Origin of the sequence: Paenisporosarcina quisquiliarum (assembly GCF_027563315.1) — a bacterium.
Classification (GTDB): Bacteria; Bacillota; Bacilli; order Bacillales_A; family Planococcaceae; genus Paenisporosarcina; species Paenisporosarcina quisquiliarum.
This window is the reverse complement of record NZ_JAMKBJ010000004.1, coordinates 228,770-250,337: the sequence shown is the minus strand read 5'-3', so window position 1 is coordinate 250,337 and position 21,568 is coordinate 228,770. Positions and strand designations below refer to the sequence as shown.

The 21,568-nt window shown below is 40.2% G+C and carries 20 protein-coding genes; all 20 read left to right on the top strand.

The features are described from left to right. Positions 1-3 precede the first annotated feature (3 nt). The 20 genes from cdaA to M9R32_RS07070 all read left to right on the top strand — a co-directional run bounded on the left by cdaA (position 4) and on the right by M9R32_RS07070 (position 21,538). Entirely contained in the window at positions 4-840 is an 837-nt protein-coding gene (gene cdaA / locus M9R32_RS07165; protein ID WP_269926051.1) for a diadenylate cyclase CdaA, read from the top strand. Next, entirely contained in the window at positions 833-2,110 is a 1,278-nt protein-coding gene (locus M9R32_RS07160; RefSeq protein WP_269926050.1) for a CdaR family protein, read from the top strand. The genes cdaA and M9R32_RS07160 overlap by 8 nt, the downstream gene beginning before the upstream one ends. Positions 2,111-2,138: 28 nt before the next feature. Then, the gene (gene glmM / locus M9R32_RS07155) at positions 2,139-3,491 is read left to right on the top strand and encodes a phosphoglucosamine mutase (RefSeq protein ID WP_269926049.1); all 1,353 of its coding nucleotides are present in this window, start codon (positions 2,139-2,141) and stop codon (positions 3,489-3,491) included. A 159-nt stretch (positions 3,492-3,650) separates the two neighbouring features. Further along, positions 3,651-4,100 (top strand): Lrp/AsnC family transcriptional regulator, encoded by a 450-nt coding sequence (locus M9R32_RS07150; protein ID WP_269926048.1) that lies wholly within the window; start codon positions 3,651-3,653, stop codon positions 4,098-4,100. Between the two features lie 330 nt (positions 4,101-4,430). Further along, complete coding sequence (gene nikB, locus M9R32_RS07145; RefSeq protein WP_269926047.1) at positions 4,431-5,372, top strand: nickel ABC transporter permease; 942 nt, start codon at positions 4,431-4,433, stop codon at positions 5,370-5,372. Between the two features lie 18 nt (positions 5,373-5,390). Beyond that, on the top strand, positions 5,391-6,281 hold the full coding sequence (locus tag M9R32_RS07140) for an ABC transporter permease (RefSeq protein WP_269926046.1): 891 nt from the start codon (positions 5,391-5,393) through the stop codon (positions 6,279-6,281). A gap of 99 nt (positions 6,282-6,380) precedes the next feature. Continuing rightward, positions 6,381-7,931 carry a glutathione ABC transporter substrate-binding protein gene (locus tag M9R32_RS07135; RefSeq protein WP_269926045.1) on the top strand — a complete coding sequence of 517 codons (1,551 nt, stop codon included), beginning with the start codon at positions 6,381-6,383 and terminating at the stop codon, positions 7,929-7,931. 11 nt (positions 7,932-7,942) lie between these two features. Next, a complete protein-coding gene (locus M9R32_RS07130) occupies positions 7,943-8,947 on the top strand; it encodes an ABC transporter ATP-binding protein (RefSeq protein WP_269926044.1) in 1,005 nt (334 codons plus the stop codon). Further along, positions 8,922-9,923, top strand: a complete 1,002-nt coding sequence (locus tag M9R32_RS07125; protein ID WP_269926043.1) for an ABC transporter ATP-binding protein — start codon at positions 8,922-8,924, stop codon at positions 9,921-9,923. The genes M9R32_RS07130 and M9R32_RS07125 overlap by 26 nt, the downstream gene beginning before the upstream one ends. Positions 9,924-9,956: 33 nt before the next feature. Beyond that, positions 9,957-11,561: a gamma-glutamyltransferase family protein gene (locus tag M9R32_RS07120; protein WP_269926042.1), complete on the top strand. Its 1,605-nt coding sequence runs from the start codon at positions 9,957-9,959 to the stop codon at positions 11,559-11,561. Then, positions 11,555-12,151: a chromate transporter gene (locus M9R32_RS07115; RefSeq protein WP_269926041.1), complete on the top strand. Its 597-nt coding sequence runs from the start codon at positions 11,555-11,557 to the stop codon at positions 12,149-12,151. The genes M9R32_RS07120 and M9R32_RS07115 overlap by 7 nt, the downstream gene beginning before the upstream one ends. Next, positions 12,148-12,678 carry a chromate transporter gene (locus M9R32_RS07110; RefSeq protein ID WP_269926040.1) on the top strand — a complete coding sequence of 177 codons (531 nt, stop codon included), beginning with the start codon at positions 12,148-12,150 and terminating at the stop codon, positions 12,676-12,678. Before M9R32_RS07115 ends, M9R32_RS07110 begins: the two co-directional genes overlap by 4 nt. Before the next feature lie 728 nt (positions 12,679-13,406). Next, on the top strand, positions 13,407-15,209 hold the full coding sequence (gene glmS / locus M9R32_RS07105; RefSeq protein ID WP_269926039.1) for a glutamine--fructose-6-phosphate transaminase (isomerizing): 1,803 nt from the start codon (positions 13,407-13,409) through the stop codon (positions 15,207-15,209). A gap of 339 nt (positions 15,210-15,548) precedes the next feature. Next, the gene (locus tag M9R32_RS07100; protein WP_269926038.1) at positions 15,549-16,667 is read left to right on the top strand and encodes an ABC transporter; all 1,119 of its coding nucleotides are present in this window, start codon (positions 15,549-15,551) and stop codon (positions 16,665-16,667) included. 12 nt (positions 16,668-16,679) lie between these two features. Continuing rightward, on the top strand, positions 16,680-17,873 hold the full coding sequence (locus tag M9R32_RS07095; RefSeq protein ID WP_269926037.1) for an ABC transporter permease: 1,194 nt from the start codon (positions 16,680-16,682) through the stop codon (positions 17,871-17,873). 23 nt (positions 17,874-17,896) lie between these two features. After that, on the top strand, positions 17,897-18,805 hold the full coding sequence (locus M9R32_RS07090; RefSeq protein WP_269926036.1) for an ABC transporter ATP-binding protein: 909 nt from the start codon (positions 17,897-17,899) through the stop codon (positions 18,803-18,805). A 254-nt stretch (positions 18,806-19,059) separates the two neighbouring features. Then, positions 19,060-19,509, top strand: coding sequence for a flagellar assembly protein FliW (gene fliW / locus M9R32_RS07085; RefSeq protein WP_269926035.1), 450 nt, complete (start codon positions 19,060-19,062; stop codon positions 19,507-19,509). Positions 19,510-19,512: 3 nt separating this feature from the next. After that, entirely contained in the window at positions 19,513-19,734 is a 222-nt protein-coding gene (csrA, locus tag M9R32_RS07080; protein WP_269926034.1) for a carbon storage regulator CsrA, read from the top strand. A gap of 180 nt (positions 19,735-19,914) precedes the next feature. After that, a complete protein-coding gene (locus tag M9R32_RS07075; RefSeq protein ID WP_269926033.1) occupies positions 19,915-20,682 on the top strand; it encodes a flagellin N-terminal helical domain-containing protein in 768 nt (255 codons plus the stop codon). A gap of 253 nt (positions 20,683-20,935) precedes the next feature. Next, entirely contained in the window at positions 20,936-21,538 is a 603-nt protein-coding gene (locus M9R32_RS07070; RefSeq protein WP_269926032.1) for a hypothetical protein, read from the top strand. The last annotated feature ends 30 nt before the right edge of the window (positions 21,539-21,568 follow it).

Genomic DNA, 21,568 nt, shown 5'->3' with positions numbered 1-21,568 from the left:
CACATGCCGTTTATTGACCAATTTACAGATTTGACGCCGGTAAACGTGCTCGTTAATATACTTGATGTGTTACTCGTGTGGTTTGTCATTTATAAGATCTTCACTTTGATAAAAGGAACGAAAGCAGTCCAATTATTAAAAGGAATCTTTGTTATCATAATTGTCCGGGTGCTGACGCAGACAGTTGGATTGGACACACTTGGTTGGATGATGCAAAAAATCATTGACTGGGGTTTTCTTGCCATTATTATTATTTTCCAACCGGAACTACGACGTGCACTCGAACAGATTGGACGAGGCAAATTATTCGCCCGCACGAGCCTTCAAGAAGCAGAAGAGCAGAATCGGTTAATTGAAGCTATGACGAAATCTGTAAGCTATATGGCGAAACGCCGAATTGGTGCATTGATTTCGATTGAACGTGAAACCGGGCTGACAGAATATATTGAAACCGGTATTAAAATGAACTCTGAAATTACTTCGGAATTATTGATTAATATTTTCATACCCAATACGCCACTTCATGATGGAGCGGTGATTATGCAAAAAAATAAAATAGCGGCAGCTGCTTGTTATTTGCCGTTATCCGAAAGTCCGTTCATTTCTAAAGATCTTGGTACACGTCATCGGGCGGCTCTCGGTATCAGTGAAGTGACAGATGCCATTACGATTGTTGTATCTGAAGAAACTGGAGCGGTTAGTTTAACATCGAACGGAGACCTTCACCGAAATCTATCCATTGAAGAATTTGAAACACGCTTGCGAAAAGTGTGGTTTGGACCTGAACCTGAACTGGTCAGCACTTCTAAATGGACGTGGAGGGGGAAAAAGAATGGATAAAATGATGGATAGCCCTTGGTTTTTAAGAATCACGGCGCTGCTTCTCGCCATGCTTTTGTTCTTGACGATTAAATCCGATGAAGAAAACTTAAATGCAGCAACGAACGGGAACATGACGGACATTATTCGTGATGTGCCAGTGGAAGTTTATTATGATGATGAGAACTTAGTGGTCACGGGGGTTCCTAAGACCGTCGATATGACGATAGAAGGACCAACGTCACTTGTACAATCAGCAAAACAACTACAAGACTTTACCGTCTTTGTTGATTTGCGTACATTGAATATGGATGAACATAATGTCATGCTGCAAGTGGAGAATGTGTCGGATAAACTCGAAGTCACTTTAGATCCATCGTATATCGAAGTAAATATTGAAGAAAAAATCACTCGTGAAATGCGGGTTGATGCAGAATTCAACGAACGATTGTTGGCTGAAAACTTTATCGTGACGGGCATGAAAACGGATCCGGAACGCGTTTTGATAACGGGTGCTAGAAGTGTGATTGAAAGTATCAGTTTTGTTAAAGCGACCGTCGGGGGAGAACAAGGGCTTAATAAAACCTTTACCCAAGAGGCAAGCGTAAAAGTGTTGGATAAGGATTTATCCAAATTAAATGTTACGATAGAGCCTGCTCAAGTGGACGTCACAATTGCCATGGAAGAATATAGTCGAGAGGTACCAATTGACTTAAGGCAAATCGGGCCACCAAAAGAGGGCGTAGTCATTAATGATTTAACGCCATCATTTGGTTATGTACGTGTGTATGGAAATCGGGCAGTTGTAGATGCCTTGGATGCAATTAAGGTAGATGTGGATGTGAGTAAGCTCGAAGAATCGAAAGAACTCACACTGAAAATACCGGTTCCTAAAGGTGCATCACGAGTTTCTGAATCTCAACTAGAAGTATTAGTTGATGTGACACCAGCGCCTGAAGAAGAGCCAGTGCCGGATGAGTCAGCTCAAGCTGGACAAACGGAAGTCAAAACGACAGCTCGTGAATTTGCAGGTGTCAATGTAGAAGTGAAAGGGTTGGCTGAAGAGGATCGTTTTTCCTTTACTCAACCTGACAGTGGTCAAGTCCTCTTGACCGTTAAAGGTGAAAGTTCCTATATCGATACATTAACTGCAAGTGATTTTCAGGTATATGTAGATGCAAGCGCAGCAGAAGACGGTGAAAATCTTTTGGATGTCACCGTAGAAGGTCCTGGAAATGTGACATGGACGGTGTCTTCACCTTCCGTCACAGTGGAAGTTATGCGAGCTTAAGTTTGGATTTGAAGGAGAGAATAGATAAATGGGTAAATATTTTGGAACTGATGGGGTAAGAGGCGTTGCGAATAGCGAGCTAACACCAGAAATGGCATTTAAATTAGGTCGTATTGGTGGATATGTGTTAACAAAAGGGAGTACAAGCCGTCCGAAAGTTTTAATTGGACGAGATACACGTATTTCTGGACATATGCTGGAAGGTGCACTTGTAGCTGGTCTTTTATCAGTAGGTGCAGAAGTTATGCGTTTAGGCGTGATCAGCACGCCAGGTGTTTCATACTTAACACGTGTGATGAGTGCAGAAGCGGGCGTAATGATTTCTGCTTCGCATAACCCGGTTGCCGATAATGGAATCAAATTCTTTGGTTCTGATGGCTTTAAACTTTCGGATGATCAAGAAGCAGAAATCGAAGCGCTTATTGATACAGAAGTGGATGAATTGCCACGTCCTGTTGGCGGAGATTTAGGGTCTGTTACGGATTATTTTGAAGGCGGACAAAAATATATCAGTTACTTGAAGCAAACATTGGATGAAGATTTTGTTGGCATTCATGTTGCTTTGGACTGCGCACACGGTGCAACGTCATCTTTAGCAACTCATGTTTTTGCTGATCTTGATGCAGACCTTTCTACAATGGGTGCATCACCGAACGGATTGAACATTAACGAAGGTGTTGGGTCTACTCATCCTGAGGTATTGGCTAAATTTGTCGTGGATAAAGGCGCTCACGTAGGTCTTGCATTTGATGGAGATGGTGACCGACTGATTGCAGTAGATGAAAAAGGACAAATCGTAGATGGCGACCAAATCATGTACATTTGTGCGAAGCATTTGCATAGCGAAGGCCGTTTGAAGCACGATACAGTTGTTTCAACAGTGATGAGCAATATGGGCTTCTATAAAGCTCTAGAGTCTCATGGAATGAGCAGCGTTCAAACAGCGGTTGGTGATCGATATGTAGTCGAGGAAATGAAGAACAATGGCTACAACTTAGGTGGAGAACAATCTGGACACATCGTGTTCCTGGATTACAATACAACGGGTGATGGCTTACTGACAGGTCTTCAATTGGTGAACATCATGAAGATTACCGGCAAAAAGCTGTCTGAACTCGCAGCTGAAATGACGATTTTCCCACAAAAACTTGTCAATGTTCGTGTAACGGACAAACATGGAGTGACGGATAATGCCAAAGTGGCAGCTGTCATTTCAGAAGTGGAGCAAGAAATGGCAGGGAATGGTCGCGTCTTGGTACGTCCTTCAGGTACGGAACCATTGGTGCGTGTCATGGTTGAAGCATCAACGAAAGAAGATTGCGAACGTTACGTAGAACGCATTGCTGAGGTTGTGCGTACTGAAATGGGATTAGCAGAATAATTTTAAAATGGAGACCAGCTTTTATGAAGCTGGTCTCCTGTCGTTCTGTTCATATAACTACCATTTTAAAAACAAGTCGTAAGAATATTAATTATTTTTCTTCCTATCTGCTAATTCTTTTCGTATAATATCAATACAATGGAAGAAAGTGGGTGGCCTATGCGTTTAGATGATACAGATAAACGTATTTTAGAATTATTGATTGCCAATGGACGCTTATCGTATGTAGATATAGGAAAAGAATTGAACTTATCACGTGTAGCTGTGCGCGAACGTGTGCACCAATTGCAAGAAGAGGGAGTTATTGAGCGTTTTACAGTGGTAATCAATTCAGAAAAAGTAGGTAAAAGTGTTTCTGGCTTCTTTGAAGTGGATTGTGAACCATCTTCACTTGTTGAAGTTGCTGAAACGCTTGCTGATAATCCTAGTGTTGCAAGCTGTTATCAAATGACAGGTCCTTCCACCCTTCATATGCATGTGTTGGTGGATGATTTCTCGAATTTAGAGAAGTTTATCAATGAAGAATTATACGCTTTGGAAGGTATTACCCGTGTAGAAAGTCACATCTTATTGAGACGCTTTAAGAGCCGTAGTGGATTAAAATTATAACAAATGAAGCCCCCTGACATTTCTTAGGAAAAGTCAGGGGGTTTTTTCGCTTAAAATTTCTAGTTTCGAAATGATTGAAACCGTTTTCATTAATTAAGTCAGACAATACTAACACCTTGTATAAAATATTGTTGAAAATATTACGTTATGTAGTTATATAATCACTATTTATGAACAAAAAGAATCAAATATATGAAATTTTATAATTTATTTGAATATTCATGTAGATTTTTAATTTGCTATGCTCTATAATCACATTTAACAAATAACAACCAATTGTTAAGTGAAATAAAAAAAATAATTAACAATTGTAAGAAGGTAGGGGGATAAATGATAGCATTGATTGTCAGAAGAGGAATCCAGCTCGTATTTTTATTATTGGGTATTTCCTTTCTTGTTTTTTCATCCATGTACATAGCTCCTGGCGACCCAGCCACAATGGTGGGAGGACCCACCGCGACGGAGACTGATTTGGAAGCCATTCGAGACAATCTTGGATTAAACGATCCATTCCTCGTTCAATATGGCAGATATTTAAAACATGCGGCTCAAGGTGATTTTGGTTATTCCTATCAGACAAAACAATCTGTTTCTGAAGCCATAGCTATTCGTTTTCCGAATACATTAAAACTTGCGATTGCCAGTATGATTGTTGCGGTAGTCATTGGAATATTTGCAGGATTGATATCGGCACTGAAGCATAATTCCTGGTTGGATGTTACATCCACCACGTTTGCCCTTGCTGGTATTTCAATTCCGAACTTTTGGTTAGGTGCATTGTTAATTTTAGTGTTTGCAGTAAATTTGCAATGGCTTCCCGTTGGCGGGCTATCCGCACCTTTCTACACAGTTGACGGCATCAAACAATTGGTTTTGCCGGCGATTACACTTGGTACAGGCTCTGCAGCAATGATAGCGCGAATGGCGAGATCTTCCATGCTCGAAGTAATTAAAGCTGATTATGTCAGGACTGCAAGAGCGAAAGGTGTGAAAGAACGAAATGTCATTTGGATTCACACATTGAAAAATGGCATGATTCCAGTCATCACAGTCATCGGGCTTAACTTTGGATTTTTGCTGGGAGGAACAATCATTACGGAAAAAGTATTCGCCATTAATGGTGTAGGAAGGTTAATGATTGATTCAATTGCAATGAGAGATTTTCCGATGGTTCAAGGATCGGTACTATTAGTAGCTACGTTGTTTGTTGTGGTGAATTTAATTGTAGATATTGTTTATACCTTTATTGATCCACGGATCAGCTACGACTGATGAAAGGAGACCCCACCTATGACGAATGCAGTCCTTACGGAAGAAAGAATGGCGGTTGTAAAGAAGAAAGAAAAAGTTTATGTCACGACTTTAAGACGATTATTAAAAAACAAGTTAGCGGTAGCAGGGTTAATTATTATCCTTTTACAGATCGGAATGGCCATTTTTGCACCACTTATTGCCACCCAAGATCCCATCAAACAAAACTTAGCCGCAAGTGAATTGCCGATGTTTTCAGATGGTCATTGGTTAGGGACTGACAACTATGGACGGGATGTTTGGACACGAATTGTTTATGGTGCACGAATTTCGTTGCTGGTAGGAATTACAGCGGTATCACTCGGCCTAATTGGTGGTGTCACGTTAGGGTTGCTTGGGGGATACTACAAAAAATTGGATGGCGTAATCATGCGTGTTGTTGATTTATTGTTCTCATTCCCAGGAATATTGCTCGCAATGTTAATTATCGCTATTTTGGGCACGAACTTGGTCAATGTCGCAATCGCCATCAGTATTTGGTCCATCCCAACATGTGCACGAATTGTACGTGGTTCAGTTCTTTCAATTAAACAGAAAGAATACATCATGGCCATGAAGTCATTGGGAGCATCCGATTTCAGAATTATGATGCGACACATTTTACCGAACGCATTTGCACCGATTATTGTATTTGCGACTATGCGAATGGCAACAGCCATTTTATCAACAGCCTCACTTAGTTATCTGGGACTGGGTGCGCAGCCACCTACACCTGAGTGGGGAGCCATGATTTCACAAGGACAAGATTATATGTGGACATCCCCTCACTTGACGATTGTTCCTGGTATCGCCATTATGTTGACGGTTTTTGCATTCAATGTAGTAGGAGATGGATTACGGGATGCATTAGATCCAAATATGAATATTTGATATTTATGAAAAACAAAAGCGCCATTCTAGCTCAATTAATTAAGGAAGACCAAATAGCGACATCGTGAACATCAACAAAATAGAGCAGGGGGAAAAAGAATGAAGAAAACAATATGGTACTCAATCGTGTTAATCGCAATGCTTGTCCTGGCAGCTTGCTCTGGGGAATCGGCATCTGCACCTAAAGGTTCAAACGAATCAAACGGTGGTGGTGAAAGCAACGAAACATTTACTTATGCATCAACTTCAGATGCTGTTGGTTTATCTCCAATCTTAATGAACGATGCTGTATCCGCAAATATCACGGAGCATGTTTACGAGCAACTATTTACTCGAAATAGTGAGACACAGGAATTTGACCCTCTGCTTGCAGAATCATATGAAAACCCAGATGAAAAAACATGGGTCATTAAATTAAAAGAAGGCATCAAATTCCACGATGGCTCGCCGTTCAATGCGGAAGCTGTAAAATATACGTTTGATAAACTTCGTGACCCAGCGACTGCTGCACCACGTGCATCTTTATTAGAACCAGTTGATACAATCACGGTAGTAGACGAACACACTGTTGAAATTAAAACGAAATATCCGTATGGACCATTCTTAGCGGCATTGTCACATACAAATGCTGCGATTGTGAGCCCAACAGCTGACAAAAAACAAGACTTAATGAAAGACCCAGTTGGAACAGGTCCCTATAAATTTGTTAGTTGGACACCAGGGGATAAAGTTGAATTAGAAGCAAATGAAGATTATTGGGATGGCGCACCGGCATTGAAGAAAATCGCGTTTAAAGTTGTACCAGAAATCTCAACAGCGATTTCTATGCTTCAAACAGGTGAAGTCCAATTCATCGATAATCTACCAACAGAACAAGTGAAACGATTAGAATCAATGAAAAACATTAATATCGAAAAGAAAGACGGTACAAGTGTTTATTACTTGGCATTCAATCACTCACGCGAAAGAAACCAAGATGCTGATTTCCGTAAAGCTGTTTCATTAGCAGTAGACCGTGATGCATTTGTGTCGAAGCTAAATGGATTAGGTGTAAGAAGTGACAGTGTCATTGGGCCACAAGTGTTCGGTTTTGATGAAGGGGCAGATAAAGCAGGAACAGCGTACGACGTGGAAGCAGCAAAAGCTTTAGTTGAGAAAAATGGATATGGAGACGAACCAATTAAGCTATTGACGGCGAATCGTGACAATTTCATTTTAATGGCTGAAATCGTGCAAGCTCAATTAACAGAAGCTGGATTTAAAGTGGAAATTGAATCGTTGGAATGGGCAACATTCCTTGATACAGCTCGCGCTGGAGAGTATGACATGACGTTCTTGAGTTGGTCGAATGTTACGGCAGATGGTTCTGAATTGTTGTATCCGAACTTCCATAGCGATAATGTCGGTTCATCTAACCGCTCACAGTACAGCAATCCGAAATTTGACGAGCTGGTTGTTCAATCTCGTACAACAATTGATCAAGATAAGCGTCTACAGATTCTAGATCAAGCGAATCACTTGATGATTGAAGAAAATGTCGTACTTCCGATGTACCATGGAATTGTAACAACTGCTATGGACAAAAATTATACAGGCCTTGAAGTAGATCCGACTGGTAAATGGTCGTTGAAAAACGTAACGAAAAAGTAGGGGGAATTGATATGGAGACATTACTCGAAGTGAATCACTTGGTAACTGAATTTCGCACGGCAGAGGGCAACGTCCAAGCTGTGCGGGACGTCTCCTTTTCCATTGCAAAAGGGGAGACGCTTTGTATCGTTGGTGAATCAGGCTGCGGGAAAAGTATCACATCCCTATCCGTCATTGGACTGCTTCCGAGTAATGGAAAGATTGCCAGTGGAGAAGTGAAATATGAAGGTAAGCCAATTCATGATCTACCGTATGAAGAATTGAGAAAAATGCGTGGCACGAAAATCTCGATGATTTTCCAGGAACCAATGACCGCGTTAAATCCTGTATTAACTGTGGGGTACCAGCTCCGAGAACCATTAATCCTCCATCATAAAATCAGTAAAAATGAAGCGACGAAACAAGGCATCGAATTATTGAAGCAAGTCGGCATTCCTTATCCGGAAAAAAGGATGAACCAATACCCGCATGAACTAAGTGGAGGGATGCGTCAAAGGGTAATGATTGCCATTGCCCTAGCATGTCATCCGGGACTTCTAATTGCAGACGAACCGACCACCGCCTTGGACGTAACTATTCAAGCGCAAATATTGGATTTGATCAACGATTTGAAAGAAAAGCTCAATATGGGGGTCATGATGATTACGCATGATATGGGCGTAGTCGCTGAAGTGGCCGACCGCGTGATGGTAATGTATGCCGGCAAAAAAGTGGAAGAAGGGTCCGTCCAAGAAATATTTGATCATCCGAAGCACCCGTATACAATCGGCTTGCTGAATTCAGTACCGAACATCGACGATCCCGATTTTGAATTGGAACCGATCCCCGGGTCCCTTCCAAGTTTGCAGGAAAACATCCAAGGCTGTCGATTTCATCCGCGATGTAAATTTGCGATGGATAAATGCCGTGAACTTACACCACCTGAATTTAAAACGGACGAAGGACATGTCGTCAGTTGTTGGTTGCACGAAGAAGTGGAGGAGGTTAAGCATGGTCACCTTGTCGCCCAAATCTAATCAAAAAATTCTCCTTGAGTTAAAAGGCGTGAAAAAGTACTTTCCTATTAAAGGAGGCATTTTGAAACGTGTTCAAGGTCACGTGAAAGCCGTCGAAGATGTCTCACTTCACTTGTTTGAAGGGGAAAGTCTCGGTGTAGTGGGTGAATCTGGGTGTGGAAAATCCACTCTTGGTCGTGCCATTTTAGGACTTGAAGAATTAACAGAAGGAAAAATCCACTTTCGTGACGAAGAAATACAAGATTTGAAACGTAAAGAAAAATTGAAATTCGTCAAAGAAATGCAGATGATTTTCCAAGATCCTTATGCGTCTTTAAATCCACGCCAACGGATTGGCCATGCACTAGAAGAAGTATTTACAATGCATACGAACATGTCAGCGAAAGAAAAGCGGGCAAGTGTGGTAGATTTGCTACATGAAGTCGGATTGAAAGAAGAACATTTCGACCGGTACCCGCATGAATTTAGTGGGGGACAAAGGCAACGAATCGGTATTGCACGTGCCATTGCCTTAAATCCTTCATTTGTTATTTGTGATGAAGCGGTATCGGCTCTGGATGTTTCGGTACAGGCTCAAGTGTTAAAATTGTTGAAAACACTACAAGAAAAGTATCAACTGTCTTACTTATTTATTTCGCATGACTTAGGCGTAGTTCGTTATTTCTGCGACCGAGTATTGGTGATGTATCTAGGAAATACTGTGGAGCTTGGAACTGTAAAAGGATTGTTTGCTAATCCATTGCATCCGTATACACAAGCGTTGCTGTCAGCAATCCCAAGACCTTCTGTCCATACCAACACGAAGCGCATTCGCTTACAAGGGGATTTGCCAAATCCGGCAAACCCACCAAGTGGATGTCCATTCCATACGCGTTGTCCGATTGCACAGGAAGTATGCAAGGTTGATAAGCCAGCTTGGCAAGAAGTAGAACCAGCACATTTTGCCGCTTGTCATTTTGCAGGAACAAAAATTTAACTAGTGAACTGAAAGAAATGAAGGGGGAACATCATGGATTACTTACACCACCCATTTGCTGCGAAGCGTCATACTGTATTCGCTAAAAAAGGCATGGTTGCGACTTCACAGCCACTTGCGGCACAGGCTGGACTTGAAATATTACAGAAAGGCGGCAATGCAATTGATGCTGCCATTGCAACAGCAGCTGCCTTAACCGTTGTAGAACCAACTTCAAACGGCATCGGTGGCGATGCATTTGCCCTTGTATGGACAAAGGACAAGTTGCATGGTCTTAACGCTTCAGGCCCTGCACCGCAATCGATTTCTGCTGAAGCCATCCTTGAGAAAGGTCATGAAAAGATGCCGGTATTCGGTGTCATTCCAGTTACAGTTCCTGGTGTGCCGGCTGCGTGGGCGGAGCTATCCTTAAAATTTGGAAAGCTTCCATTAAAGGACGTGCTTGTTCCTGCGATTCGCTACGCAGAAGAAGGCTATCCGTTGTCACCGATTCTCGGCAAGTATTGGAAATCGGCTTACAAGAAGTATAAAGAAACGTTCACGACGGAAGAATTTACTGCCTGGTTCGAAACGTTCGCTCCGGATGGTCGGGCACCTGAAATTGGCGAAGTGTGGTCTTCACCAGGGCATGCCAAAACATTGCGCGCAATAGGCGAAACGAATGCACGTGATTTCTACGAAGGTGAAATTGCCGATAAAATCGATGCATTCTTCAAAAAGCATGACGGGTACTTAACGAAAGAAGATTTATCTACATATAAACCGCAATGGGTGGAGCCAGTCTCTGCTAACTACCGCGGATACGACGTGTGGGAAATTCCGCCGAACGGGCAAGGAATGGTTGCGTTGATGGCGTTGAACGTTTTCAAACAACTGGATCCTCCAGCTTGGCAAGATGCGGACACATTCCACAAACAAATCGAAGCGATGAAACTGGCGTTTACAGATGGTCAGGCTTTCATTACAGAACCTGAAGCAATGCCTGTCAGTGTTGAACATTTGCTATCCGATGAATACGCTGAGAAACGAGCGAGTGTCATTGGGGAAACGGCAGCGAACCCAGAACCGTATGAATTGCCAAAAGGAGGTACGGTTTATCTCGCCGCTGCGGATGACGAAGGAAATATGATTTCCTATATTCAAAGTAACTATATGGGCTTCGGCTCCGGCATTGTCATCCCAGGTACAGGTATCGGCATGCAAAACCGCGGACATGATTTTTCATTAGATGAAACGCATCCAAACGTGTTAAAACCAGGCAAGCGCACGTATCACACGATTATTCCTGGCTTCTTAACGAAAGACGGGCAAGCTGTCGGTCCGTTTGGTGTGATGGGTGGCTACATGCAACCACAGGGGCATTTCCAAGTGGTCACAAATACAGTCGACTTCCTATTAAATCCGCAAGCTACGTTGGACATGCCACGCTGGCAATGGATGAAAGGCAAGACCGTTCATGTAGAGCCAGAGTTTCCGAACTACCTGGTGCAGAGTCTTGTTCGAAAAGGACATGATATTCATGTGACTTCGGATGGTGGCAGTTTTGGACGTGGACAAATCATTTGGCGAGACCCTGAAACAGGCGTGCTACAAGGTGGCACGGAATCCCGAACGGACGGAGCCATTGCCGCTTGGTAGAACGTCAAGAGGAAAAGAACGCGTCCGAACGTCCAGCTCGCGTTCTTTACCAAAATATCGGATTAGCATTCTTTCGAACAGGAATGCTTGGTTTCGGAGGGGGGCCTTCCTCCATTCCGTTGGTCCATCAGGAAGTTGTGAAAAACTATGGATGGATGACTGATGATGAGTTTGGCGACACGATTGCGCTTGCCAACACATTACCAGGTCCTATTGCGACCAAAATCGCCGGATATGTTGGGTACCGCGTTGCAGGTATACGCGGATGTTTGATTGCACTAGCTGCTTCTGTAATTCCCACCGTTTTATTAATGATTGTCTTTTTAGGTTTACTACAAACATATAAAGACATCCCGTGGGTTCAACATATGTCGGCATCGGTGGTACCGGTGGTAGCTGTCATGCTTGGCGTCTTGACTTGGGACTTCATTAAAAAGTCAGGTGAGACACTCGGTTGGATGCGCGCCATCTTCATCATTGTGTTGGCTGGCATTTTAATAGAAGGTTTACAGATCCATCCGGCGGTTGTTATTTTAGGTTGTATCCTCATCGTCTTTTCACCACTCCTGACAAGGAGGAAGAAACCATGATTTATTGGCACTTGTTTTTAGCGTTTTTCATTCCCGGTATTCTCGGTTATGGAGGAGGCCCAGCTTCAATACCCTTGGTTGAGCATGAAGTCGTAGGGAATTACGAATGGATGACCACGCAGGAATTTAGTGAAGTAGTCGCGATTGGCAATTCGTTGCCTGGTCCCATTGCTACGAAAATGGCCGGGTATATTGGGTATACGGAAGCGGGCGTACTAGGATCTATTGTTGCGATGTTCGCAAGCGTTGCCCCGTCTTTACTCCTGATGATCGGAATGATGGCCATTCTGCTGAAGTACAAAGACGAACCGGAAGTGAAAAACTTAACAAAAATTATCCGACCGGTAATCGCCATTCTGCTTGGTTTTATGACAATTCAGTTTGGACAGGAGTCAGTTGAAGGCATTGGTCCCGGATACACTTTATTTTTAATGGTAGCAAGTTTCGTTTTATTGGAAAAAGTGAAGTTACACCCAGCTTTTGTCATTGCATTGGCATTGGTATTTGGGGCTATAACGGGATTATAAAGGGGTCGCTTTAATGCGATCCTTTTCCATTTTTCCGATACACTTCTCATCTCTTTGTCAGCTGCGCTCACTCACATCCTCATGTACTTAAGTACACTCCGGTGTTCGCTCGCTTGCTTCCGCGACCTGCTCGCGTCTCGGAAAAATGGAATGCAATCTTTAATAGATTTCTGCGTCACTAGTTCCTCCTGTCTCCGCATGTCCTGGAAAATGGAGGACTTTTAATTTGAAAATTACTAGATGAAAATTTGTTCATAAAAATCTAGAGAACGCTTATTTATTCACGGGAAAATGGATGGTAAATTTTAACGGGCTGCTTTATTAGCCATTCATGTTTCTTTGGAATATATTGTGGGTATGTACTGTATTGACGTATGTAAGTGAATTCAGTATGATAGGTGTGCTGACGTGAACTGTAAGTCATTGACAACTGACTACTTAAACGTCCCCGTGCAAAAGGAGCGAATTTACGCACGTCAAAAAATCGGAAAACAATGATAGCGCCTGAGCTGAAGAAATCGGACGGAAATGGATCTTCAGCAGACGAGGAGGAGGAGTATCGAAGATTCGGCGGATACCTCCCGGCCGCGATGCCCGGTCGTAATTCTGATTCTTAAACCGCAGAAGTGATTTTGCGATTAAAGGAAGAAGAGGGCACAGGAATAGCGTCTGCACGCTTAGCGGGACGCTTATTTTAATTTGATTAAATTATTGGAGGATTTTAAATTATGTGCGGAATTGTAGGATACATTGGAGAGTTAGATTCAAAAGAAATTTTATTAAAAGGTTTGGAAAAATTGGAATACCGTGGATACGATTCAGCTGGTATTGCTGTTCGTAATGAAGATGGTGTTACGGTCTTCAAAGAAAAAGGTCGCATTGCAGACCTGCGTCAAGCAGTGGAAAATGATGTCCACGCAAAAACTGGTATTGGACACACTCGTTGGGCAACTCACGGGGTACCAAATCAATTAAATGCCCATCCACACCAAAGTGAATCAGGTCGCTATACACTGGTTCATAACGGAGTAATCGAAAACTATCACTTACTTCAAAAAGAATATTTACCTGGCGTTGAAATGAAGTCCGACACGGATACAGAAGTCATCGTTCAGTTGATTGAGAAATTCTCAAACGATGGCATGACGACTGGTGAAGCATTCCGTCATACACTTGGCTTATTGCACGGTTCATACGCAATCGCGTTATTGGATTCAGAAGAAGCACAAACAATCTATGTAGCTAAAAACAAGAGCCCGTTATTAGTTGGTCTTGGTGACGACTTCAACGTTGTGGCATCTGACGCAATGGCGATGTTACAAGTAACTGACCAATACGTTGAGCTTCATGATCAAGAAATGGTAATCGTGAAAAAAGAATCGGTTGAAATTCAAAAATTAGATGGCGAAGTAGTAGAACGTGAAGCTTACACAGCTGAATTGGATATGAGCGATATCGAAAAAGGCACATACCCTCACTACATGCTGAAAGAAATTGACGAGCAACCAGCAGTTATGCGTAAAATCATCCAAGCTTACCAGAACGAACAAGGCGAGCTTGAAATCGATGAAGCAATCTTGACTGCGTTAAATGAAGCGGATCGTATGTATATCATCGCAGCAGGAACTAGCTACCATGCTGGTTTAGTTGGGAAAGATTACTTCGAGAAAATCGCTGGCATTCCTGTAGAAGTTCACATTTCAAGTGAATTTGGTTACAACATGCCGTTACTATCTGAAAAACCATTGTTCATGTTCATCACACAATCAGGTGAAACAGCAGATAGCCGTCAAGTATTAGTGAAAATCAAAGAGTTGGGTCACCCGACATTAACAGTTACGAACGTACAAGGATCTACGCTTTCTCGTGAAGCAGACCATACGTTGTTATTACATGCAGGCCCAGAAATCGCTGTAGCGTCTACAAAGGCTTATACAGCACAAATCGCTGTTCTAGCACTTACAGCAGCAGTAGCGGCTAAAAAGTCAGGGCGCTCAGTAGATTTCGATATCGTTCAAGAGCTAGGCATCGTTGCAAATGCGATTCAAGCGATGGTTGATTCAAAAGAAGAAATGGAGCAAATTGCTCGTGACTTCCTTTCAACTACACGTAACGCATTCTTCATCGGTCGTAACTTAGACTTCTGTGTCAGCATGGAAGGCGCATTGAAATTGAAAGAGATTTCGTACATCCAAGCTGAAGGCTTTGCTGGTGGCGAATTGAAACACGGAACGATCGCTCTAATTGAAGACGGTACACCAATCTTCGCTTTAGCGACGCAAAAAGCAGTAAGCTTGAACATCCGTGGTAACGTAAAAGAAGTAGTAGCACGTGGAGCTAACCCATGTATCATTGCAATGGAAGGCATGGAAGAAGAAGGCGACACACTGGTATTGCCAAAAGTTCATCCATTGTTAACACCATTAGTTTCCGTAATTCCTTTACAGTTAATCAGCTATTACGCTGCTCTTCACCGCGAATGTGACGTGGATAAACCACGTAACTTGGCTAAGTCGGTAACAGTTGAATAGAAATTTCAGCTGATACATTTTGACCGTGCTCTTGAAGATAAACGGTTTTGAATAAAGACTCACGCAATCCCCCTTTAGACTTGTATGTCTAAAGGGGGATTTTTTTATGTTTTGGGTTGAACGTATGGTTAGTTGGAAAAACAACTTTGGTTGCAAAAAAGTAATTAGGTGAATATCACATGGTTTTATGTTAAAATTTTCTAGTTTAGAATTCTATATCTCATAGTTTGGGACGGAATTACATAAGGTTAGGAATCTTTATTTATTTGAGTCATTTTCGTAATGACTTAATTTTACACAACGATTAGAAAAAGATTTTTTATTAGCTGGGGGATGCCTATGTGGAATATTTTAAAGACCTTTTTTATTTTAGAGAAATCCAATAAAAAGAATATCTTTGCTTTTATTTTCGTAGGAGCATTTGTTTTGAGCTTAATGTTCTTTGTGAAAACCGAAGATTTAGGAAACCCGATTAAAGAAAAGTCGGGAGAGTTTCAATCGGTCTCTTCAGCGTTGAGTAAGTTTCAAAATGTAGACGCTACTGATCGTGGAAATGGTAGCGATTTATATAAAAACTTAGTGCTTCAGCAAAGATTAATATCTACGCAAAGTATGTCACTGAAAATGGATCGGCCAGAATTATTTTTGGATGCGGCGATAGAACTTGCGCGTTTAAGAGCGAACTCATTTGACCTGGAGGGATTTGATGGGGTTGCGAGCTATCTGCCCTCAAGAATAGAAAATGAATTTGATCGTGTATTTTATCAATACATAAAGAAAACAGGATTGTCATTAACCACGAATTCCCTATCCTTCTATCAATTTTTGGCCTATTTATTCGGTATATTAGGTTCTGTTTGGTTTATTTTTATCAGTATTTATTCATGTGGAATCATGATAGAAGATTTCCGCCATACGTCTTTAATTAAAGGGTATCCTATATCTTTTGATAAGTATGTTTTAGGTAAATGTATCTCATCCATGCTTATTGTAGGTGTAATTCTTCTGGAGTTATTTGTTTGCAGCCTGCCGTTAATTTATTTTCAAGGACTAGGAAACCCTTCGTATCCTATAGCGATCTTTGATGGTGTTTTTAAAGTTTATCCAATATACAAGTTTCTAGGTTTATCTATCCTTTATATGATTTTAATTGCCATTTTCACCATACTGCTATCCGTAATATTAAATGTCCTATTGAAGAATATGTACTTAACGTTGTTCGTTGAATTGTTATTATTTATTTTGCCGATGTTATTTCCAAACATGATGAATCTTGTTCCGTTTAATCCATTCAACTACATGAATTTCACCAGTATATTGAATGGCCAGACACTGGAGTTTGAAAATCCAGTCGACTTAAACAGCACACATGGACTTATATATATCGGGATGAGTATTGCCATAATGGTAGTCGCTGTAAAGTACTTCCTGACTACTGGGAAACTAAAAAAGATATAGGGGAGTGAGAACATGTGGCCGTATTATAAGTTTGAATTCTATCAATTTATTACGAATAAGAAGAATATCGCAATTTATGTCCTTCTACTTTTCTTCTCCTGTTATTACGCACTAAAAATTGCTCCAACATATGACCCTATTGAAAAAGTGGATGAAAGTGAAATTGAGGCACGGTTTTTGACGAGAGAAGAATTTCTGAATACTGTTGTGATTAATGACGGGACGCATCATTTTACGCGTTTTGCTGCCGCCATATTTCCTGAATGGAATGTTTATGATAAAGGCAGATTAGACGCGATCAAACAGAACGATTTGAAAGAGTACGCTGAAGCTACTAATAAGTGGTATGGGTACTCCGACAAGATGATTTTTACCAGGGGAAATGGTGTCCTATTTTATCATCCGCGGTATTATACGTTCGGAAATAATTATGCAACGATGGATGGACACTATGCATATTTATATTCTGCAAGTCGTTACAAAGGCTATGCAGAGGGAAATTCAAAACTATCCATAAATGTTTTCGAAGAAAGAACAGCACTGCAAACATTACAACGTCTATTGCACTCTTATCTGCCGTTCATTCTCATTGTAAGTTGTATATTTTTCACGGTGGATATTGTGTTGAAGGATCGACGATATCCAACGTTGTTACAAGGCCTACCACTTTCAGATTGGAAAAAGTTAATTGTTAAAGGCGCAGTATCCTTAATAGGAAGCATCGGTGCATTAGTTCCGCTTTCTGTTGGTTTATTGATTATTGGTATACAAAGTGGATTTGGTGATTTTAATTTACCGGTTCCCATTTATTTTTCTGCTGAAAAAACATTTTCAAATATACTGCTAGGTGAATATATATTACAAAACATGCTGATCATGATTTTTTGGTTTTTATTTATGATTTCCTTGCTCCTACTTGCGAGTGTGACGTTAAAAAACGAGTTTGCCAATTTATTAGTAGGTTGCGCTTTTGTTATTGGAGAACTTACTTACTTTGGCAGAGGGAACGGAATCTTTTGGGATGTCCAGTGGTATCCGACGAGTTATGTTCAGGTAGGTCAGGTACTTTCGGGGTATCGGAACTATCTGTATAATTCCGAAGCACTGACAATTGTAAACGGACTCTTCGTAATGGGGTTATGTACAGGTATTTTTCTGTTCTTCACTTTCTTAATCAGTAATCATAGAAAGTTTAAACTACTTTAGTTTGATAAGGATGGTGAGAAGATATGATGGAATTAAAAAATATTGGTGTTCGCTTTTCAGGAAGAGACGTGTTAAAAGATGTTTCTGTGATGTTCCATTCAGGAGAAATTATTGGTCTGGTTGCTCCAAATGGCACAGGGAAATCAACGCTTATGAATGTCATCATGAACTATATTAATCCTAATAGCGGGAAAGTCATTTTAAATGATGAGCTAGAATATACAAATAAAAAGAATGAAGTGAAAATTCATCAACTAGTATCCATGATGCCAGATCAAAGTGACCTATATAATCAAATTTCCGGAAAAGAGCATTTGAAAATCTATTCCTCCATGTGGAATAGTCAGCCGAAATTAATTGACGAAACAATAAAAGAACTTGGAATGTCATCCTATATAAATAAAAATACAGGAACGTATTCTTTAGGGATGCGCCAGCGGTTATGTTTTGCGATGCAAATCGTATCAGACACTCAAGTCATGTTAATGGATGAAGTGATGAACGGGTTGGATCCTACACATGTCGAACTTATTTCGCAAATTCTCGTTAAAAAGAAGTCTGAGGGAAAAACAGTTATCGTAGCTTCACATTTATTAGAAAATCTAGAGAAATATGCGGATCGCATTTTCTTTATGAAAAATGGAGAGTTAATTCAGGTCAATGACATTTCTCCAGGGTTTGATGTAAGAGAAATCACAACTGTTCGAGTAACAGATGTAACAGACACGCTTAAAGAGAACTTTTTAAAAGAGTTTCCAAAAACAAACGTACAAACTTTGCCAAATGGCACTACGCTCATAGATGTTCAGGGATATGGTTCGGGGGAATTAGGGAATGTTTTAGCGTTTCTTAAAGCGAATCACATAACAGAGGTTAACTTTGGGAAAGTAACATTAGGTGATTTGTATTCCATGTATTATCAAGAAGGATGAGAAATGTTTATAACTATTTCCCGAGTAATACGATGTTTAAAGAAATTCAGTAATATAATTATTGGTTTTTCAATAAAATAAAATCTACGAAAAGGCGTAATTCACTCTGAGAATTATGCCTTTTTTATTTTTATGGCTTAATGATTCTTCCCTCAGTAAAAACCCATCAAAAAATAGTTTTCCTGTCTAGTGAAACGAATTTGTGTAAAAATAGATTTAAATAGTAAATCTTTACAAGGTGAAAGGAGCCATATATGAAAATTCAAGCAGCCCGTTTTGGTGAGATAGAAGTAGCAGACAGCAGTATCATTACATTTAATAAAGGCATTCCAGGATTTGAAGAATATAAAAAATATGCATTATTGCCGGCAGATGAAAAAGGGGAATCCCCATTCTTTTTCCTGCAATCGATAGAGGAAAAAGAAGTGAACTTCTTTTTGGTAGATCCCTTCTCATTTTTCAAGGAATATGATATCAAACTAGAAGAACAAATGGTAGATAGACTTGAGTTAAATAAGCCTACTGATGCAATCGTCTTAACAACGGTTACAGCAAAAGGTGAAATTAAGGATGCGACCACTAACTTAAAAGCACCACTTGTCATAAATAACAAAAAACAACTTGGCATGCAAATTGTTTTAGATAACAAAGACTATCTAATTAAGCAGCCTTTATTTCAAGATGCTGAAGGAAGGCAGGTGTAGCAGATGTTAGTGCTTGGAAGAAAAAAAGGCGAATCCATCATTATTAATGACGACATTGAAATCTTCGTAACTGCTATTGAAGGGGAAACAGTGAAACTCGGAATAAAAGCACCAAAACAGATTTCTATTCACCGGAAGGAAGTTTATTTAGAGATTCAAGAAGAGAATAGACGAGCGACTTCAAATGTCATCAACTTGAGTGATTTCTTGAATATGAAGAAATGAGTTTATAGGTTAAGCCTGCGATATTAGCAGGCTTTTTATTTTTTTGAAATTTTATAGAAATATTCTCAAAAAGCGCTAAACATTTTAAATCTAGCTCCGATATAAATACTGTAAGCTAGTCCAAACGGATTTGGACACTTGCACAAACAAAAAACTTTATTACACGGAGGTAATAGGAAAATGAGAATTAACCACAATATCGCAGCACTTAACACTCATCGTCAATTGGGCAACGCAAACAATGCACAGATGAAAAACATGGAGAAATTATCTTCAGGTCTTCGTATTAATAGTGCAGCAGATGATGCGGCCGGCTTATCGATTTCAGAAAAAATGCGTGGCCAAATTCGAGGATTAGAACAAGCTTCACGTAATGCTCAAGATGGGATTTCATTCATTCAAACAGCAGAAGGTGCACTTAACGAAGTAAGTGATATGCTGGTTCGTATGAAAGAGTTATCCGTTCAGAAAGCAAATGAAACAAATAGTGGAACAGACGTTGATAATCTTGAACTTGAGATGAAAGAACTTGGAGCAGAAATTGATAAAATCATTACAAAAACAGAGTTTAATGGAACAAAAGTGTTCTCAGGTGCTATTGATATTGTAGTTAGTGATAGTGATCAAGATGTTTTTGCAGTTGGAGTAGCACAAGTTGCCCTAGCGTTGAACAGTGGGTCAACAACATCAGGAATTGAAACTGCAATTGATACTATTAATACGAAAAGATCAACACTTGGAGCTCAACAAAACAGATTAGAACATACCATTAATAATCTAGGTGCAACATCAGAAAACTTAACAGCTGCGGAATCTCGTATCCGTGATGTTGATATGGCAAAAGAAATGATGCAACAAACAAAGAACTCTATTCTTGCTCAAGCAGCTCAAGCTATGTTAGCTCAAGCAAATCAACAACCACAGGGAGTACTACAACTTCTTCGTTAATTGATTGCTTAACAAAAGAGGCTCCCGAAAATTGGGAGTCTCTTTTAAATTTAATGGTATATGTAACCATTGATGCGTGTGGAAGAAAATAGTTTTAAGAGTGTAATTGTCTATGTCAGTGATTCCCCCCGTAAAAATAACCTCATTATAAAATCTATTTAGTACTATAATTCAATTATAGGTTTGATGCCGATATTTACACATAGGAGTATGTTAAGATTTTATTAAATAGCTAATCCGGAGGACTACAATAGTGGAAATTATTTTTCAACAAAAAAAATTAAAATTCGACAATAAACTATTACCAGAGAATATAATTCAAATAATTAATGAGTTGCTTAGTAAAGACTATATTTTTAGTTATTTCATTGCCGATGGAATAGAGGTGCTTGAAAGTCATGAAGACTATCTAAATCAATATATCAATGAGATAGGTCGTATCGAGGTTTTTGCACAAACGGTAATAGAGTTTGTAAATGACATTCTTCTATCAGCAGAGGATTACATCATTCGTGCAAACCCTGAGCTTGGAACCCTTGCAGAAGAATTTTACGATAATCCAAACTCTGATTCATGGAGTCGATTCAGTCAACTTTTAGATGGTTTACAATGGCTTTCTGACATGATTTTATTGATTGGAGACTCTACAGTAAAGCCTTTAAATTGGGGGGGGTATGTAAAAGTTTCAAATGAAATGCAGGGAATACTCAAAAATTTAGAAGAAGCACTTCAGAATGAGGATAATGTTCTAATAGGAGATTTAATTGAATACGAAATCATCGAGAATTTCAAAGCTTTAGGTAAAGAAATACAAAAGTCAATCGATGTAGAGGGAAGACGATATGATCTTAGTTGACAATCGAAATGTTCTCCGTTTGAAAAACCG

What these genes read in the sequence shown, in the direction of transcription:
- cdaA (WP_269926051.1), top strand. Translation starts at nt 4, where the DNA reads ATGCCGTTTATTGACCAATTTACAGATTTGACGCCGGTAAACGTGCTC.
- M9R32_RS07160 (WP_269926050.1), top strand. Translation starts at nt 833, where the DNA reads ATGGATAAAATGATGGATAGCCCTTGGTTTTTAAGAATCACGGCGCTG.
- glmM (WP_269926049.1), top strand. Translation starts at nt 2,139, where the DNA reads ATGGGTAAATATTTTGGAACTGATGGGGTAAGAGGCGTTGCGAATAGC.
- M9R32_RS07150 (WP_269926048.1), top strand. Translation starts at nt 3,651, where the DNA reads ATGCGTTTAGATGATACAGATAAACGTATTTTAGAATTATTGATTGCC.
- nikB (WP_269926047.1), top strand. Translation starts at nt 4,431, where the DNA reads ATGATAGCATTGATTGTCAGAAGAGGAATCCAGCTCGTATTTTTATTA.
- M9R32_RS07140 (WP_269926046.1), top strand. Translation starts at nt 5,391, where the DNA reads ATGACGAATGCAGTCCTTACGGAAGAAAGAATGGCGGTTGTAAAGAAG.
- M9R32_RS07135 (WP_269926045.1), top strand. Translation starts at nt 6,381, where the DNA reads ATGAAGAAAACAATATGGTACTCAATCGTGTTAATCGCAATGCTTGTC.
- M9R32_RS07130 (WP_269926044.1), top strand. Translation starts at nt 7,943, where the DNA reads ATGGAGACATTACTCGAAGTGAATCACTTGGTAACTGAATTTCGCACG.
- M9R32_RS07125 (WP_269926043.1), top strand. Translation starts at nt 8,922, where the DNA reads ATGGTCACCTTGTCGCCCAAATCTAATCAAAAAATTCTCCTTGAGTTA.
- M9R32_RS07120 (WP_269926042.1), top strand. Translation starts at nt 9,957, where the DNA reads ATGGATTACTTACACCACCCATTTGCTGCGAAGCGTCATACTGTATTC.
- M9R32_RS07110 (WP_269926040.1), top strand. Translation starts at nt 12,148, where the DNA reads ATGATTTATTGGCACTTGTTTTTAGCGTTTTTCATTCCCGGTATTCTC.
- glmS (WP_269926039.1), top strand. Translation starts at nt 13,407, where the DNA reads ATGTGCGGAATTGTAGGATACATTGGAGAGTTAGATTCAAAAGAAATT.
- M9R32_RS07100 (WP_269926038.1), top strand. Translation starts at nt 15,549, where the DNA reads ATGTGGAATATTTTAAAGACCTTTTTTATTTTAGAGAAATCCAATAAA.
- M9R32_RS07095 (WP_269926037.1), top strand. Translation starts at nt 16,680, where the DNA reads ATGTGGCCGTATTATAAGTTTGAATTCTATCAATTTATTACGAATAAG.
- M9R32_RS07090 (WP_269926036.1), top strand. Translation starts at nt 17,897, where the DNA reads ATGATGGAATTAAAAAATATTGGTGTTCGCTTTTCAGGAAGAGACGTG.
- fliW (WP_269926035.1), top strand. Translation starts at nt 19,060, where the DNA reads ATGAAAATTCAAGCAGCCCGTTTTGGTGAGATAGAAGTAGCAGACAGC.
- csrA (WP_269926034.1), top strand. Translation starts at nt 19,513, where the DNA reads ATGTTAGTGCTTGGAAGAAAAAAAGGCGAATCCATCATTATTAATGAC.
- M9R32_RS07075 (WP_269926033.1), top strand. Translation starts at nt 19,915, where the DNA reads ATGAGAATTAACCACAATATCGCAGCACTTAACACTCATCGTCAATTG.